Here is a 16536-nt window from a genome sequence, read left to right on the forward strand (position 1 = left end):
GCCCGGCGGGTTCTTTGCCCACCGTTTAGACCCACAAACTAACCACTCACCAAATATACCTTTTTTTCTAAGCCCTATTCGCGTAATTGCGCACTTTTTGATGATTCCCTTGCATTGAAACGCTTTAAACCTAACCAGCCAGCAGATTTCCGCAGAATGATAAAACGAACCCGGTTCGTTTTATCATTCCAAGAGCTTTTCCAAGCGCAGCACCCGGTGGTAGAGGGCAGATTTCGAGAGCGGGGGGTCCGAAACCTCGCCCAGATCGCGAAGCGATAGGTCTGGATACGCCTCTCGGAGGGCGCAGAAGTCCTCCAGAGCACGGGGAAGCGTGCCCCGCAGCCCCCGGCGCTCAACCTCCGCGATGAGCTCGAGCTGGTGCTGTGCCGCACCGGCGCTCCGTGTCTGGTTGGCGAGCTCGGCGTTCACCTTGCGATTGACCTCGTTCTTCACCGACTTCATGGCGCGGGCGTCCTCCAGGACGTCCACGCTGCGCTGAGCCCCCACCGCTTCGAGGAGGGCACGGATGTCGCGCGCGCTCTTCACGTAGACGGCGAAGGTCGACTTGCGCCGGTTCACACGGGCATTGACCCCGATCTGCCCGATGAGCTCGGCGAGCGCGTCGGCGAACTCCTCCCCCTGCACGGCGATCTCAAGATGAAAGTCGCCACGGGGGTCCGCCACGAAGCCCCCCGCGATCAGCGCCCCGCGGATGTAGGCAAGACGGCAGCAGGGCCGCGCCACCACATGCCGGGGAATCCCGCGCACGAGCCCGCCGCGGCGGTCGAGAATGCCAAGCAGCACGAGCGCCTTGTCGAGCCCAGGCTGATCGGGCAGGGTGATGAGGTAGTTGCGTACCTTGTGGAGCACCGAGCGGCGGACGGTGAACTCGGTGCGCAGCTTCAAGATCTTATGGGTGAGCCCGAGCATGGTGCGGGCCACGGCACCGGTCTCGGTGGCAACCGTGAGCCGGTAGCGGCCGGGCCCCGTGATAGAGAGCGTCCCGCAAACGCGAACGAGGGCCGCGAGCGTCGCAAGGTCGCAGTACTCGCAGGTGGGCTCGCAACGCGAAAGCTCATCGCGCACCTCAGCCGTAAATGACATACACCCGTTCCTCCCTAGGTCGGTCGCGTTGGGTCATTTTGGGACGGGGTTGTTTTGACTCACCGAGTGAGTCAAAACAACCCCGTCCCAAAATGACCCAACGCGACCAATCCCCACCAGGCCCTAGTGAGCCTCGCCCGTCGCGGTCTTGTTGGCACGCGCTAGGTCGCGATGCGAAATCGACACATGGTACTGCTGGCGCTCCAGATAGCGCGCCGTGGCCTCAGCGATGGCCACGCTGCGATGCTGGCCGCCCGTGCAGCCGATGGCGATCGATAGCTGCGGCTTGCCCTCGGCCACATAGCCAGGCATCACGGCATCGAGCAGCTGGTACCACGCGGTGAGGAACTCCTTCGTCTTCGGATGCTCGAGCACGAAGGTCGACACCTTCTCATCGAGCCCCGTCATGGTGCGCATCTCGGGGTCGTAGAAGGGATTGGGCAGGAAGCGGACGTCGATCATGATATCCGCCTCGACCGGCATGCCATGCTTGAAGCCGAACGAGAAAACCTGCACATCCATCAGCTGCTGGTCGGTGAGCTCGGAAAACGCAAGGCGCAGCCGCGTGCGCAGCGCCGATACGCGCAGACGGCTCGTGTCGATGATCATGTCGGCCCGATCACGCACCTTGCGCAGTTGGACGCGCTCGCGCTGGATGGCATCGGCGGTGGATTCGCCCGGCTTTGCAAGCGGATGCCGGCGGCGGTTCTCGTTATAGCGACGCATGAGCACCTCGTCCGACGCCTCGAGATAGACGACCTTGCAGGTCATCTCGTGCGCCTCGAGCGATACGATCACATCGAGTAGCTCGTCGAAGAGCCCCTGGCTACGCAGGTCGCAGGTCACGGCGAGATGTCGCCCCACGCCCGTGTTGATGCCCACCAGCTGGGCGAGTTGCAGCACGAGGCTCGGCGGGAGGTTATCGATGCAGAAATAGCCCATGTCCTCGAACACGTGCATGGCCTGCGTGCGCCCAGACCCGCTCATACCTGTGATGATCACGATGTCCGGAACGCGATCGGCGAGCTCCGCCGCCGTGATCGCCTGAGGATTCATCTCTGCCATGGGGATCGCCTTCCTGCCGTCGAGCCGTCCTCCCCAGTATACCCGTGCGCCTCCCCTACCGACAGGACGCTCCGGCCGCGCGCGAGCAAAACGGCACCCCGCTCGCGAGCCACCAGAGCGACCCGTACGCGATTAATCAATCGCTTGCGACAACGGCGAGCCCTCTATGCATCCAGCGCGGCGGCAAACCAGTTCGTGATGCTCGTGGGATGCGTGATGGCCGTTCCCACCACCACCGCCCAGGCGCCGGCGTCCATAGCGGCCCGGGCCTCGGCCGGCGTGTGCACGCGGCCCTCGCAGACCACGGGGAACCCGGGGAACTCCTCGGCAGCCTGCCGAAGAAGCGGGAGGTCGGGCCCATCGGCCATCGTGCAGTCGATCGCTGCGACCCCATGGGAAAGCGTCGTCGATACGATATCGAACCCAAGGTCGACCGCACGGCGAATGTCGTCGATGGTCATGCAGTCAGCCATGGTGAGCACCCCCTCCTCCTTAAGGGGAGCGAGGGTGTCGGCCACCGACTTTCCATCGGGACGGGGGCGGTCCGTGGCATCAATGGCCACGATGTCGGCTCCGGCCGCCACACAGGCGCGCGCATGCCGAAGCGTCGGCGTGATGTAGACGCCGTCGTGGCCATCCTTCCACAATCCGATGACCGGCACCTCGACACGCCCTTTTATCGCCGAGATATCGGCAAGCCCCTGGCAACGAATGGCCGCAGCCCCACCAAGCTCGCACGCGCGCGCCATGAGCGCCATAGTTTCCGGCGTGCGGAGCGGCTCGCCCGGATATGCCTGAACGCTCACGATCAGCGTTCCCTTAAGTGACTGGATGAGCGGGTGAATAGACACGGCGTCCCCTTTCATGCGATGTTGTACCTGCACGTACCAATGTCAGGAGCCAGAGCCCGCGCGACCGTCCGTGTGCTCGCCTGCGCGGTCGTCTGCGCGCTCGCCGGTGTGGCCGTCTGCGTGCTCACCAGCGCAGCCATCCGCGCGCCCGGCCTCTCGCTCGGCATCCCAAGCACGAAGCGTTCGGTACACGTCCTCCGCCACATGCCGCGGCACGCCCTTCACGGCCGCGATCTCGTCTGCGCTCGCCGCGCGGAGCTTCTTCATGGAACCAAAGTGCCGCATGATGGCCCGCTTGCGCGTGGGCCCCACGCCCTCGACCTCGTCGAGCACGGAAACGGTCATGGCCTTGCCGCGCAACTCTCGATGGAAGGTGATCGCGAAGCGGTGCGCCTCGTCGCGCACCTGTTTGATGAGGTAGAGCGAGGCAGAACCGTTGGGCAAAACCACGGGCGTCTCGTCCCAGGGGACGAACACCTCCTCATCGGCCTTGGCAAGACCGCAGACGGGAATATCGAGGCCCAACCCTTCGAGCTGCGTGAGCGCCGCGGTGAGCTGCGGCTTACCGCCATCGACCACGAGCAGATCGGGGCGCGCGCCGAAGCGCTCGTCTGCCATGCGTTCGGGGGCGTACCTGCGCCCCAGCACCTCCTGCATGGAGAGGAAGTCGTTCGCCTCGCCCGTGATGCTGCGAATCTTGAACCGCCGGTATTGCGACTTATCGGGCTTGCCGTTGGTGAAGACCACCATCGACGCCACGGTGAAGGCACCGTGGATGGTCGAGATATCGAAGCACTCGATGCGCAGGGGCGGCGCCGGCAGCGCAAGGGCGCTCTCCAGCTGCAGAAGCGCTTGATTGGTGCGGTCGTCAGCATACCCGGTGCGCATCATGTAGCGCATGAGCGCGTGTCGGGCGTTTCGCTCGGCGGTCTCGAGCAGACGATGCTTCTCGCCACGCTGCGGGCGATGCACGCGGCACACGCGGCCTCGTCTCTCGGTAAGCCATGCCCCGATGAGCTCAGCGTCCGCAAGCTCGCATGCCACGTTCACCTCGGAAGGAATATCCGAGGTCTCATCGTAATAGCGCTTGATGAAGCCTCCGACGAGCTCCTCCTCCGATACATCGAGCCCCTTGTCCAGGATGAATTCGCAGCTTCGCTGCGTTCGACCGTCGCGCACCACGAAGACGCAGGCCCCCGCGATGGTCTCCTCGCGGAAGAACCCGACCACATCGATGTCGACGCGCGAGGGGAAGACCACCTGTTGGCGATCATCGAGCCCGTTGATGACCTCGAGCCGCCGCTTGATGCGGCCCGCGCGCTCGAAATCGAGCTCCTCGGCGGCACGCCCCATCTCGCTAGAAAGTTCATCGACCACCTCACGCCGGCGGCCCGAGAGGAACCGCTCGACGCGCCTCACATTGTCAGCATAATCCTGCGGCGTTATGGCGCCCACGCAGGCGCCGGGGCCGCGCCCAACGTGGTAATCGAAGCACGGACGTCCATGCTGCGCGCACACGAGGTTGATCACGTCGCTCTCGTCTACATGCGCCTCAATGAGCCGTCGCGTGCGCTTCCACTCCGCGCAGGTCGCGATGCAGATAGGAATAACCTTGCGGATCGTGTCGATGGTCTCGCGCGCGGCACGGCTATCGGTATACGGGCCGAAATAGCGCGTGCCGGGCTTGTGCTTCTCGCGTGTGTACTTGATAGCGGGATACACGTCGCCTTTAGTGATGGCGATGAAGGGATAGCTCTTATCGTCTTTGAAGTCGACGTTGAAGTAGGGCCGATATTGGCCGATGAGCTCGCGCTCCAAGACGAGCGCCTCGTGCTCGGTATCCACCACCAGGTAATCGAAGCTCTCCACGAGCTGCATCATGAGGGGAATCTTGGCGCGGTCGTCGGTCAGGGTCACATACTGGCGCATGCGCGCACGCAGGTTTTTGGCCTTACCAACATAGATGACCGTGCCCGAGGCATCTTTCCAGAGATAGCACCCCGGATCCGTGGGAACATGATCGACCTCCGCAGCGAGGCGAGCGAGATGGTCGTGCAGGGCATCGGCCTCCGCCATGCGCTACCGGGCCTTCCTGATCGCCGAGCGCAAGCCGCGCGCCTTGACGAGCGCGGTATAGAACGCCTTCTTGAGCGGCACATCGCGATCGGGGGCAACGGCGCGCACGCCCTCCTTGGCGAACTTGGTCTTGAATTCGTTCAGATTCTTGAGCTCGGGCTGGAAATCGCTGCCGATAGCCATGAGGTCGTACGCGGTGCACCCAAGCTCAGCAGCCTGCTGGCACTCGAAGAACAGCAGGGCATCGGCCACGCGCAGCCTGCCGCTGCCGATAGCCGTTGCCGCATAGTAGCGGGTGGCAAGCGCACCCGAGATGGTGAGCAAGCTCCACGCGACGACCTTGCCGTCCACGCGCGCCGCGAGCACGCGGCAATGCTCGGCGCCCAAGATGCGCACCATGTTCTGATAATCAGCGCAGGGCGCGGGCGCAAAACCGTCGCGCGAGCCCGTCTCGCACATGACCTGGTAATACTCGCTGAAGTCTTCGGCGGCGCGGGCGGTCTCGTCCGCCATCTGAGCGGGGCACTCGCGCAGCGCTTTGCGCACGTCGCGGCGACCGCGCGGCTTCATGCGGGCAAGGATCTCGTCGTCTCCGCCGGTGAGGTCGATCACGACGGTGGTGTCGTAGGGCAAGGTTGAAAGCACCGGGCACGCGAGGTCGCAGGGGGTCTCGACCGCCATGCGCATGAACACCTGCTTGCGGTCGCGTCCCCGAACGTAGGCCGAAATCGCCTCGAGGACCGCGCGCTCGAGCTCGGGCGTACGGTCAACGATCCACACGGGGCCGTGCGGCGCGCGCAAGAAGCGATAGCCATGGGTTTCGAACTGGGAGAACGCCACGGCCGCGATGACCTGGCCGTCGCTCTCGACCGAGCAGTAACCCCACGGAGAGCGGCCCTCGATGGTCTTTTGGTAGTCGAGCCATACGGGCAGCTGCTCGACGGGCACGGGCGCCGTACGCGCGCTCAATACCTGCTCGTATGCCTCGCGAGAAAGCTCACGTACCACCATCGTCCCATTCACTCCCTGCTCTCCCGCGCAGATGGGTCGCGCAGGCGTTGTCTTGTACGGCATTTCTTACGGCCCTCCATCCTACGCCCTTTGGCCCCGGAGCAGCTGCAGGCCGTTCCGCGGCAGCAAAATAACAGAATCGTGGAGGGCATCTGGCGTTTGGGCACCGGGGCTCGTCGGCGCTGGCGCTCCCGGCTAGCGGCGGGCATCGCTGCTGTTATCCGCAGGCGCCGAGGTGATGGCCGGCGAATGGCACTGCGCGCCCCTCTTGGCATGCGCTCCCGTGTCGCGCGGAAAACTCGAGCGAATAATCGACAAAGTAAACTTACATGCCGATTTACGCAATAAGGAGCATATTTCGTTGTCTTATTGCGTAATTCGGCATGCAAGTTGAGTCCCACCGCGGCCCGTCGGGGTGCGAGCGACCAGGCACTGTCGGGACACGGCGCAGTCGGGGACAGCAGCCTGCGGCGAATCGCTAGGGCGCAGCGCAACTAGGGTCGCAGCAGCCTTTAGCGATCCGCTGAGGTGGGAACAACCTGCAGCGATCCGCCGGGGCGGGAGCAACCGGAAGCGGCAGCCAGCCGCAGCACCCGTCCGCCACGATGCCCCTATGCTATGATGGGTGCTCCGTCTTCAATTCTACGAAGCGCACTCCGGCGCCCACGGGCACCGCGAGCAAAGCGTCCCCTCAAGGAGTCCTATGCCCTCCCCATCAACTATCCCAGCTCGTGATTTCGTTCCCGTAATCCTCGGCGGCGATATCGGTGCCTACGCGCTTGGCCGTGAGTTTCACGAGGCCTACGGTTGCACCTCCATCTGCTTGGTCAAGCAGCCCATCGGCGCTATCCTGCACTCTTCCATCTTCCGCCACATCCCCCTCGGCTCGCTCGAGCCAGACGAGGTCATAGCCACCGTCGAACGCATTCATGAAGAGGATCCCGCGCGCACGATCCTCTTCCTCACGAACTCCGAGGCATGCATCCCAGCCGTGCTCGCCGTGCGAGATGCCCTGCCATACGTGCGCACACCCACGCCCTCGCGCGACGTCATCGACCAGGTCTCGCACAAGGACCGTTTCGCCGAGCTATGCCGCGAGCACGGGCTGGACGCGCCCGCATCGGAAACCGTGCGACTCGCTGGCGCAGACGCAATCGCGCCGTGCGAGCTCCCCTTCCCCGTGGTTGCAAAGCCCGCATTCTCGCCCGAATATGCTGGATACATGAGCCGTGGATTCAAAAAGGTCTACTTCATCGAACGCCAGGCGCAGCTCGATGAACTCTGGCACGACCTGCGGGCCGCCGGCTTTGCCGGAACGTTCATCGTCCAAGAGCTCATCGGCGGCGATGATACCTACATGGACAGCGTGACCCTCTATATCGACAGCAACGGTAGGCCCACCCTCTTTGGCGGGGCGAACGTGCTGCTCGAGGACCACGCGCCCTCGATGCTCGGCAACCCTGTGGCAATGATTACGACCTCGATGCCCGAGGTATGGCAGCGCTGTGCGGAAATGCTCTGCGCGGTGGGCTACCGCGGCTACGCAAACTTCGACGTCAAGCGCGACCCCAAGACCGGCCGCATGCTGTTCCTTGAGGTCAATCCGCGCATCGGGCGGAACTCGTACTATGTGTGCGCTGCAGGCGTGAACCCAATGCGCGCGTGCGTCGAAGATCTCGTGCGCGGACGAGCACTTGATCCCATGCGCGCCGAGAACGAGATTCTCTATACCCTCGTTCCCCTGCGACTGCTGCGCCATTATGTGCGCGACGAACAGCTGCGAGCGCGCATGGAGCGGCTTGTCCGCGAGGGAAAGGTCTTTGACCCGCAGCGCTACGACAAGGACCGCAGCATCAGGCGCGTGGCCGATGTGCTCCTCACCGAGTGGAACCAGGTGCGCAAATTCAAGCGCTACTATCCCGAGCCCACGAACACCTCGTTCTAGTTGTACGCGGAAGTGGAGCTTGCCCGCTTGTGCCCTGCGAGCATGGTGTCGCTGAGCGACTCGAACCCGCAAGCGGGGTGTCGCGGGATGATTCGCGCTCGCTGCCGGAGCGCCGCCCTCCCGCTTGCACCCCGCGTCCATACATCTTCCATGCGGCCCCACCGCCTCACCCGATGAAAAACGGCCCGCAACGTGTTTCCACGCTGCGGGCCGTTGCTATCGAGCGCATCGCTCTGCCCTGGAGGGCTGTTTGCTATACCGGCGAGCCGCCACCAACGAAGTTGCGGGAATTCGAGCTGAGGCTGCTCGTGATGACACCAACGCCGGGCGACGATGCATGCACGTAGCGGCCGCCACCGATATAGATGCCGACGTGATAGATGCTTGAGCTGCTGACGCCGTAACCCCAGAACACGAGGTCGCCAGGCGAGAGGTAGGAAGTATTCGTGACCAGATGGCCCTTATTTTTCACAAGATTGCACTGAGCCTGGGAGGAATGCGGAAGCGAAATGCCGACTCGCTTGTAGCTATACTGCACCAGGCCGGAGCAATCGAACGTGTCGGGGCCCTCGGTGCCAAAGACATACGGCTTGCCAACCTGCGCCAGCGCGATATCTACGACGCTTGACGGAGCATTACCGGAATCGGTGTTGTTGTTCGAGCCGCCACCGCCGCTGGATCCACCGTTGTTGCTGGAGCCGCCGTTGTTATTGGACCCTCCGTTGTTGGAGCCGCCGCCGTTGTCGTTGGAGCCCCCGTTGTCGCCAGATCCACCGTTGTCGTTATTCGAATTGCCGTTATCGCTGCCGCCACCCTGGTTGTTGTTGGCGGCCTCCTCGGCTGCAGCCTGCTCGGCAGCGGCACGCGCCGCCTCCTCGGCCAGAGCGGTCTGGAGCTCGCTATCAAGGCTGTTGTAATACGACTGCTGCTCGGAAACCTTCGACTGGATATCCTCGGTCTTCTGCTGCTGATCGCTCACCAGCTGCTGCTGCTCTTGCTCCTGCGTCGCAAGGTCGCTCTTCTTCTGCTCGAGCTCCTGCTGCGTCTGCTTCACCTGATCGATGAGCTCGGCATCGCGGTTGGCCATGCTATTCGCATAGTAGACGCGAGAAAGCAGTTCCTCGAAATCGGAAGCGCCGAGCACCACGGAAAGCGTGCTGTTGGAGCTGTTCTGCTTGTAGGTCTCGGCAAGGCGCTGCGAAAGCTCGGCCTGGCCCTGCTCAAGCTCCTGCTGCTTCTCCTCGATATCAGCCTCGGTCTGCTGAATCTCGGCCTGCACCGACTCAAGGTCGGACTGGAGCTGGTAGAGCTCGTTATTTGCCGCCTCGAGCTCGTTGGAATATGTCATAAGCGTGCTGTACGCGTCGTTGACCTTCGACTGAAGGTCCGCTGGATCGTCCGCAAAGGCAGTAGCCGGCACGCCGCTCAGTGCGAGCGACGCGGAGGCGAACAGCGTTACAGCGATTCTGGCACGTTTGAGCTGCATATCATCAGTCCTCTCAATCGCAAGACCTGTTCACTATACCAACCATGCGCCGCACACGCCACCGCCGCGCCCAAGCTTCAAACGATGGGCACACTGCTTAAGATGCGCGCGGCAAGATTCGCGCGGAACGGCTGCCGATTCGCTCACGGCGCCGCGATCTCTTTCGTACGGAGCCGTTCTCCAATTCGCACGGCGCCGTCCGCCCACCCAAGCACGAGCTCTTCCGCTAGACGCCCGTCACGCTGGAGCACGGGCCTCCCACTAGATACCCGTCGCGTTGATGCGGGGGTAGTACTTCGCGAACTTGCGATAGTAGTTGAGGCCGATGGCCGCCTCCGTAAGGTTGCGGCGCAGGTCGTGTTCGAAGGGTGCCTTCGTGGGATTCACTGCCCTACCGGCGCGAATCAGGGAGCGCGCCTCGCTGGCAAGATCGCCCGAAAGATAGCGCAGTGCGAGACGCAAGGGCACCACGGAGTAGAGCGCCGTCTCGCGGTGCGTGAAGAGCGGCAGGTCCTCCTCGTCGAGCAGGTCCTTCACACCAAGCCACATGGGGTTCACCGCCGAAGCAGATACGTAATACGAGTTCCTCCCCAAGCGCGGGTTGCACTCGAAGACGAAAAGCTCGCCCGTGCGCTCGTCTACCTTGAGGTCGAAGTTCGCCGGCCCATGCCAGCCCACCGAGCGCAGCAGCTCGACCGCTCCCCGCGAGAACGCGGAGAGATCGCGCGTGACCATGGTCACGGGGTTGCCGATCATGTCGGGCTTGTGGTCCTCGAGCAGCACCTGCGCGCCCGTATCGAGCACGAGCTCGCCACGCCGATCGATGTAGACGGTGAGCGAGCGCTTGAAGGTGTCGTCGCCAAAGACCGGCTGCTGCATAAGCATGGTGCCCGAGAAGCCCACCTCGCGCAGACGCCGGAACAGGTCGTCGACCTCGGGCTGGGATTGGAGTAGATAGACCTTGTCGAACCCCCTGCGCCGCGCCGGCACATATTCAACGGACGAGGAAGCCTTGACGATGACCGGGAAGGCGTCGGGCCAGGGCTCGATGGGCGCGTCGCCGGCGAGCGAGACGTTCACCGTCTTGGGCAGACGAACGCCGTGCTCTGCCGCGAGGCGCGCGAACGACTCCTTGGTATCAACGGCGTGTATCGCATCGAGCGGAGCAGCGAGCACGACGACGCCCTGCGGCAGGCTGTCGCGGATGCGCGCGATGTTCTCGACATGCATATCCATATTGCTCGTCACGAACAGGCGCTTGCCGCCCGCCGTGCGAGCAAGGTCGCAGATCGTCTCGCGGATGTGCTCGGCATCCATCTTGCGCAGCGGAACAACGTCGAAGATCGTGGAGCGCGAGATGGCGCTGATGGGCGCGGGGGCGATGCAGTAGGACCGAACGCCGAACGCCTCATAGAACTCTCGACCAACCGCATAGGCACCAAGATCGCCGCCAACGATGACCGGGATGAAGTCGTCACGCCGCTCGATGGGCGAAAACGTGGTTGAGCTGGGCATAAACCGCCTCCGAGGTGTTTTGAACGCAAGCAACAGCTTGCAAGTATAACTTTGCTCTCGCACCTGGCCGCGCCTACACAGAATACCCAGCCGAACGCGGAGAAGCCCGCGTGCAAATCTGGAGATGCCATCGACGCGCCGCGCGCGTGCTAGAATGGCGGCTTAGCTTGAAACGCCGTCGCTGAGCCCCCAGCGACCTGCGCAAAGGATCGGCATGAAGCATTCAAACAACGCCACCTCGAACGCGAGCGCCCACCAGCCCAAGCATATGCAGAGCGCCCAAGCGGAACCCGCGAACTCGGCCACGACGACTGCCACTCGGTCGGATATCGGGCGCAGCACGCGCATGATGAGCGTGCTCGTGATCCTCTCCCGCCTGACGGGCTTCCTGCGCACGTGGGCGCAGGCGTTCGCCGTGGGCGCGACCATCATCTCGAGCTGCTACACGCTTTCGAACAACCTGCTCACACAGCTGTACGGCCTTGTTGCCGGTGGCCTCATCGTTACCGGGTTCATGCCCGTCTACGTCCAGGCGCGCAAGCGCGGCGGGCAAGAGAGCGGCAACGACTACGTCTCCAACCTCCTGAGCATCGTCGGGCTCGCGCTCGCCGTGATCGTCGTGCTTTCCATCATCTTCGCCCCGCAGCTCGTATGGCTGCAATCGTTCAACGCGACCAGCGACTTCGACGCCGACCTCGCAGTATGGTTCTTCCGCATCTTCGCCGTCGAGTTCCTGCTCTACCCGCTTTCGGGCATCTTCACCGGCATCAACAACGCTGACCGAGAGTATTTCTGGAGCAACTTCGCGCCCACGCTGAACAACATCATCGTGGCCGCGTCCTTCGGCATCTACACGGTCCTTATGCCGGTGAACCAAGAGCTCGGGCTCATCGTTCTCGCAATCGGCAACGTGCTCGGCGTGGTGTTCCAGGTAGGCGTTCAGATTGTGCCGGCGCTCCGCCGCGGCGTTCGCTTCCGCTTCAAGGTGGACCTCCACGACCCTCGCCTCAAGGACACCCTTTCCATCGGCGTCCCCATGCTCGCCGTCACCATCACCACGTTCATCACATCGTCGATTCAGACGAGCTACGCGCTGTCCATCTCGGCTGCGGCCTCGTCCATCATGTACTATGCGCAGGTGTGGTACGCGCTTCCGTACTCGGTCTTTTCGACGCCGCTTTCCACCGCGCTCTACACCGAGCTCACGGAAAGCTACGCCACCGGCGACCTCGACTCGTTCCGGCGCGACCTCGCAGACGGCACCAATTCCATCAGCTTCTACCTCATCCCGTGCACCCTGCTGCTCATCGTATTCTCCATCCCGCTCTCATGTGTGCTTGCGGGCTCGATGACCACGGACGACATTCTCATGACCGCAAACTACCTTTCGTGGTGCGCGCCGACCCTCACGTTCTGGGGGCTCGCCGGCTACCTGCAGAAAGCATCGAGCTCGATGGGGCGCATGAGCTATTTCGCCGTCTCCGCCGTGCTGGGCAGCGTGGGGCAAGCGCTCATCTGCGTGGTGTTCACGCCGATCTTCGGGCTGCCCGCCGTCGCGCTCTCCAGCCTCGCTTACCAGGGAACGCTGGTCATCGTCACATTCGTCGTCATGCGCAAGCGCTTGGGCCGCATCGGCCTGCGCGGCATCGTCAAGGGGCAGTTGCAGGCCTTGATCGGGGGCATCGCGGGAGCCATCGTCGGCGGTGCGCTGCTCTGGCTGGTTGGCGGGTTCAACCCCGCAATCGGAGCCATGCGCTCGGTCGTCAACTGCGTGATCGCCGGTGTCCCCGCACTGATTGCGGTTGTTGTCGCAGGCACGGTGCTCGGAAACCCCACTGCGGTCGAGCTCGTGGACAGCGGCAAGCGGGCGCTCAGGCGCCTCACGGGGCGGAGGTAGCGCAAGCTCCGTGCAACAGCACGGCGCGGCGGCCGCGAGCGCGCTCGCCGCGCCCTACCGCGTGATGGCCGCCACCGTCGCGCCGACGAAGCTCACGAGGTCGGCGGGAGCGATCACGAGCTGGATACCGCGCCGCCCGCCCGAGATGAAGATCTGATCCCACAGCTCGCAAGTCTCGTCGATGACCGTGGGAAACCGCTTCTTCATGCCCACGGGCGAACAGCCGCCGCGCATATAGCCGGTCACCGGTACGAGGTCGCGCACGTGCATCATGACGAGCGACTTCTCGCCGAGCGCGCGTGCCGCCGCCTTGAGGTCGAGCTCTTCCGCCACGGGAATGCAGCAGACCGCGTGCCCGCCCGACGCCGTCACGCACACGAGCGTCTTGAAGCCCTGGCCCGGCTCCTCGCCCAACTGCTCGGCTACGTGCACGCCGGAGAGGTCGTTCTCATCTACCTCGTACGTGCGCACGTCGAACGCGATACCGGCACGTTCCAGCTCGCGCATCGCGTTCGTCTTCTGAAGCTTCTCGCGCTTGGCCATCGGCCCTCCCCTGCGTAAGCGCCCCTGCGTAAGCGCCCCTGCGTAAGCGCCCCTACGTAAGCTCCCCTGCGCCCATGGCAGCTATTGCATCTGGCGCGCGCGGTCGCGCTCCAAGATGGGAGCGAGGAAGCGCCCGGTATAGCTCTCGGGGCAGGCGGCCACCTGCTCGGGCGTGCCGCTCACCACGATGGTGCCGCCGCCCGAACCGCCCTCGGGGCCGAGGTCGATGATGCGGTCGGCCACCTTGATCACGTCGAGGTTGTGCTCGATCACGAGCACCGTGTTGCCCGCGTCCACGAGCCGCTGCAACACGTCTACAAGCTGCCGCACGTCCTCGAAATGCAGGCCCGTGGTGGGCTCATCCAAGATGTAGAACGTCTTGCCCGTCTGACGGCGATGCAGCTCCTTGGCGAGCTTCACGCGCTGTGCCTCGCCGCCGGAGAGCGTCGTTGCGGGCTGCCCCAAGCGCACGTAGCCCAAGCCCACGTCGTAGAGCGTCTGCAGCTTTCGCTTGATCTGCGGAATGTTGCCAAAAAACGCGAGCGCCTCGGTCACGCTCATATCGAGCACGTCCGAGATGGACTTGCCGCGGTAGGTCACCTCGAGCGTCTCGCGGTTATAGCGCTTGCCCCCGCAGACTTCGCAGGGCACGTAGATGTCCGGCAGGAAGTGCATCTCGATCTTGATCTGGCCGTCGCCCTTGCATGCCTCGCAGCGGCCTCCCGGCACGTTGAAGCTGAAGCGCCCAGGGCTGTAGCCGCGCGCCTTAGACTCCGGAACGCTCGCGAAGAGCGCCCGCAAGTCGTCCCAGAGCCCGATATAGGTGGCCGGGTTGGAGCGCGGCGTGCGCCCGATGGGCGATTGGTCGATATCGATGACCTTGTCGATCTGGTCGAGGCCCTCGAGCTTCTTGTACGGACCCACGAGGCGCGTGGAATGATGGATGGCGTTGGTGAGCGCCGGTGCCAGCGTATCGGTAACAAGCGAGCTCTTGCCCGAGCCCGAAACGCCCGTCACCACGGTGAAGGTGCCGAACTCGATCTTCGCCGTCACGTTCTTGAGGTTGTTGGCGCTCGCGCCGGTGATCTTAAGGCAGCCGCGCTTTGGCTTGCGCCGCTGCTCCGGCAGGCGAATCATGCTCCGGCCCGTAAGGTAGGCGCCGGTGAGCGAGCGGGGGCAAGCCATGATCTCTTCCGGAGTACCCGCGCACACGACCTCTCCACCGTGCTCTCCCGCCCCGGGGCCCATATCGATCACGAAATCCGCAGCGCGGATGGTGTCCTCGTCGTGCTCGACCACGATGACGGTGTTGCCTAGGTCGCGAAGGCGCTCAAGCGTTCCGATGAGCCGCTCGTTGTCTCGTTGATGCAAGCCGATCGAGGGCTCATCCAGAATGTACAGGACGCCCATGAGGCCGGCGCCGATCTGCGTGGCAAGGCGGATGCGCTGCGCCTCGCCACCGGAGAGCGTGGCGGAAGCGCGGTCAAGCGTGAGGTAATCGAGGCCCACGTCCACCAGGAAGCGCAGGCGCTCGAGAATCTCCTTCACGATGCGCCCGCCGATGAACTGCTGGCGCTCGGTGAGCTCGAGCCCTTCGAAGAACGCGAGCGACTCGCGGCACGAGAGGCAGCAGACATCAAAGATCGACTTTCCCCCTACCGTGACGGCGAGCATCTCCGGGCGCAGGCGCGCACCGTGGCAGGCCGAGCAGGGCTCCTCGCGGATGTAGCGCTCGAGCCGCGCCTTGGTGTTCTCGTTCGTGGTCTCGACATAGCGCTCGTAGAGGATGTTGCGCACACCGGAATACTTGGTGAACCAATGCGTGTCGCGTCCGTCCTGCGTGTGATAGTCCACGCGCATCTTCTTGTCGCCCAGGCCGTCGAGGAACACCTTCTGCACGCGCTTCGGCAGGTCGCGCCAAGGCGTGGAGGGATCGACCTTGAGGTGCTTGGCGAGCGCGCGGAAGATCTGAGGGTAATAGTTCGACTTGCCGAAGAAGCTTCCGAACACCCCCTCCTCGATGGAAAGGTTCGGATCCTCGATGAGCGCCTCGGCGTCCACGACCTTTTTGAAACCGAGACCGTCGCACTCGGGACAAGCGCCATAGGGGGCGTTGAACGAGAAATCGCGCGGCTGCAGGTCGTCGATGGAATGCCCATGTTCCGGGCACGCGAGCGCAAGGGAGTACATAAGGAGCTCGCCCTCCGTGCCTTCCGGAGCGTCGCGATCGGGCAGCAGGTAGACCCCCACGCGGCCATGGGCGAGCGCCGTAGCCTGCTCGACAGCCTCGGCAATGCGCCCCGTGCTCCCCTCGCGGATCACGATGCGGTCGACCACGACTTCGATGGTGTGCCGGAACTTCTTATCGAGTTCGATGGGGTCGTCGAGGGAGCGGACCTCGCCGTCGATGCGCACGCGTGAGAAGCCTTCGCCGCGCAGGTCTTCGAGGAGCTTGGCGAACTCACCCTTGCGGTCGGTCACCACGGGCGCGAGTATGAAGGCGCGCCGCCCCATGCCCTGTTCCAGAATCTTGTCCGCTACCTGGTCGGTGGTCTGGCGCTCGATCTCGCGGCCGCATTCGGGGCAGTGCGGCGTACCGATGCGCGCGAAGAGCAGGCGCAGGTAGTCATAGATTTCCGTAACCGTTCCCACCGTGGAGCGCGGATTCTTGGAGGTGGTCTTCTGATCGATGGACACGGCCGGGCTCAGGCCATCGATGGAATCGAGGTCCGGCTTGTCCATCTGCCCCAGGAACTGGCGCGCGTAACTGGAAAGGCTCTCCACGTAGCGGCGTTGGCCCTCGGCATAGATGGTGTCGAATGCGAGGCTCGATTTGCCCGAACCCGAAAGCCCCGTGATCACGACGAGCTTGTCGCGCGGAATCTCGACATCGACGTTCTTGAGATTATGTTCGCGGGCGCCGCGGATGACGATAGATGAATCGGACATGTGCTCCCCCGTTCTGTGTTTTGCAGCCTCCGATTCTAGCGCACGGCAGCGCACGCCTGTTCGCGTTGTGCGGGCGTCACGGTTTGTCCAAGCC

At 63.8% G+C, this 16536-nt stretch carries 11 protein-coding genes; 2 read left to right on the forward strand and 9 right to left on the reverse strand.

Annotated features, from left to right (window positions below; translation table 11 throughout):
- Window positions 1–183: 183 nt before the first annotated feature.
- The 5 genes from whiA to AC1VS5_RS04020 form a co-directional block, all read right to left on the reverse strand.
- Window positions 184–1104, reverse strand: a complete 921-nt coding sequence (whiA, locus tag AC1VS5_RS04000; protein ID WP_019128635.1) for a DNA-binding protein WhiA — start codon at window positions 1102–1104, stop codon at window positions 184–186.
- A gap of 123 nt (window positions 1105–1227) precedes the next feature.
- Complete coding sequence (gene rapZ / locus AC1VS5_RS04005; RefSeq protein WP_019128636.1) at window positions 1228–2169, reverse strand: RNase adapter RapZ; 942 nt, start codon at window positions 2167–2169, stop codon at window positions 1228–1230.
- A gap of 164 nt (window positions 2170–2333) precedes the next feature.
- Window positions 2334–3020 (reverse strand): N-acetylmannosamine-6-phosphate 2-epimerase, encoded by a 687-nt coding sequence (locus AC1VS5_RS04010; RefSeq protein WP_419044401.1) that lies wholly within the window; start codon window positions 3018–3020, stop codon window positions 2334–2336.
- Window positions 3021–3062: 42 nt separating this feature from the next.
- Window positions 3063–5096, reverse strand: coding sequence for an excinuclease ABC subunit UvrC (gene uvrC, locus AC1VS5_RS04015; RefSeq protein WP_481217760.1), 2034 nt, complete (start codon window positions 5094–5096; stop codon window positions 3063–3065).
- A 3-nt stretch (window positions 5097–5099) separates the two neighbouring features.
- Window positions 5100–6107 carry a lipid II:glycine glycyltransferase FemX gene (locus AC1VS5_RS04020; RefSeq protein WP_481217761.1) on the reverse strand — a complete coding sequence of 336 codons (1008 nt, stop codon included), beginning with the start codon at window positions 6105–6107 and terminating at the stop codon, window positions 5100–5102.
- Between the two features lie 703 nt (window positions 6108–6810).
- On the opposite strand from AC1VS5_RS04020, the gene AC1VS5_RS04025 reads away from it, so the two are divergent.
- Complete coding sequence (locus tag AC1VS5_RS04025) at window positions 6811–8052, forward strand: carboxylate--amine ligase (protein WP_481217762.1); 1242 nt, start codon at window positions 6811–6813, stop codon at window positions 8050–8052.
- Window positions 8053–8305: 253 nt separating this feature from the next.
- On the opposite strand, the gene AC1VS5_RS04030 is transcribed toward AC1VS5_RS04025, so the two are convergent.
- Window positions 8306–9538 (reverse strand): C40 family peptidase, encoded by a 1233-nt coding sequence (locus AC1VS5_RS04030; RefSeq protein ID WP_481217763.1) that lies wholly within the window; start codon window positions 9536–9538, stop codon window positions 8306–8308.
- A gap of 261 nt (window positions 9539–9799) precedes the next feature.
- Window positions 9800–11053 (reverse strand): carboxylate--amine ligase, encoded by a 1254-nt coding sequence (locus tag AC1VS5_RS04035; protein WP_144687679.1) that lies wholly within the window; start codon window positions 11051–11053, stop codon window positions 9800–9802.
- Between the two features lie 214 nt (window positions 11054–11267).
- Between AC1VS5_RS04035 and murJ the strand changes: the two genes are divergently transcribed.
- Window positions 11268–12950, forward strand: coding sequence for a murein biosynthesis integral membrane protein MurJ (gene murJ, locus AC1VS5_RS04040; RefSeq protein WP_481217764.1), 1683 nt, complete (start codon window positions 11268–11270; stop codon window positions 12948–12950).
- A gap of 54 nt (window positions 12951–13004) precedes the next feature.
- Here murJ and ybaK read toward each other — a convergent pair whose 3' ends face one another.
- Window positions 13005–13493: a Cys-tRNA(Pro) deacylase gene (ybaK, locus tag AC1VS5_RS04045; RefSeq protein WP_481217765.1), complete on the reverse strand. Its 489-nt coding sequence runs from the start codon at window positions 13491–13493 to the stop codon at window positions 13005–13007.
- Between the two features lie 81 nt (window positions 13494–13574).
- Window positions 13575–16442, reverse strand: a complete 2868-nt coding sequence (uvrA, locus tag AC1VS5_RS04050; RefSeq protein WP_481217766.1) for an excinuclease ABC subunit UvrA — start codon at window positions 16440–16442, stop codon at window positions 13575–13577.
- Window positions 16443–16536: the final 94 nt, after the last annotated feature.

The sequence above is a fragment of the Enorma sp. genome (genome assembly GCF_982429025.1).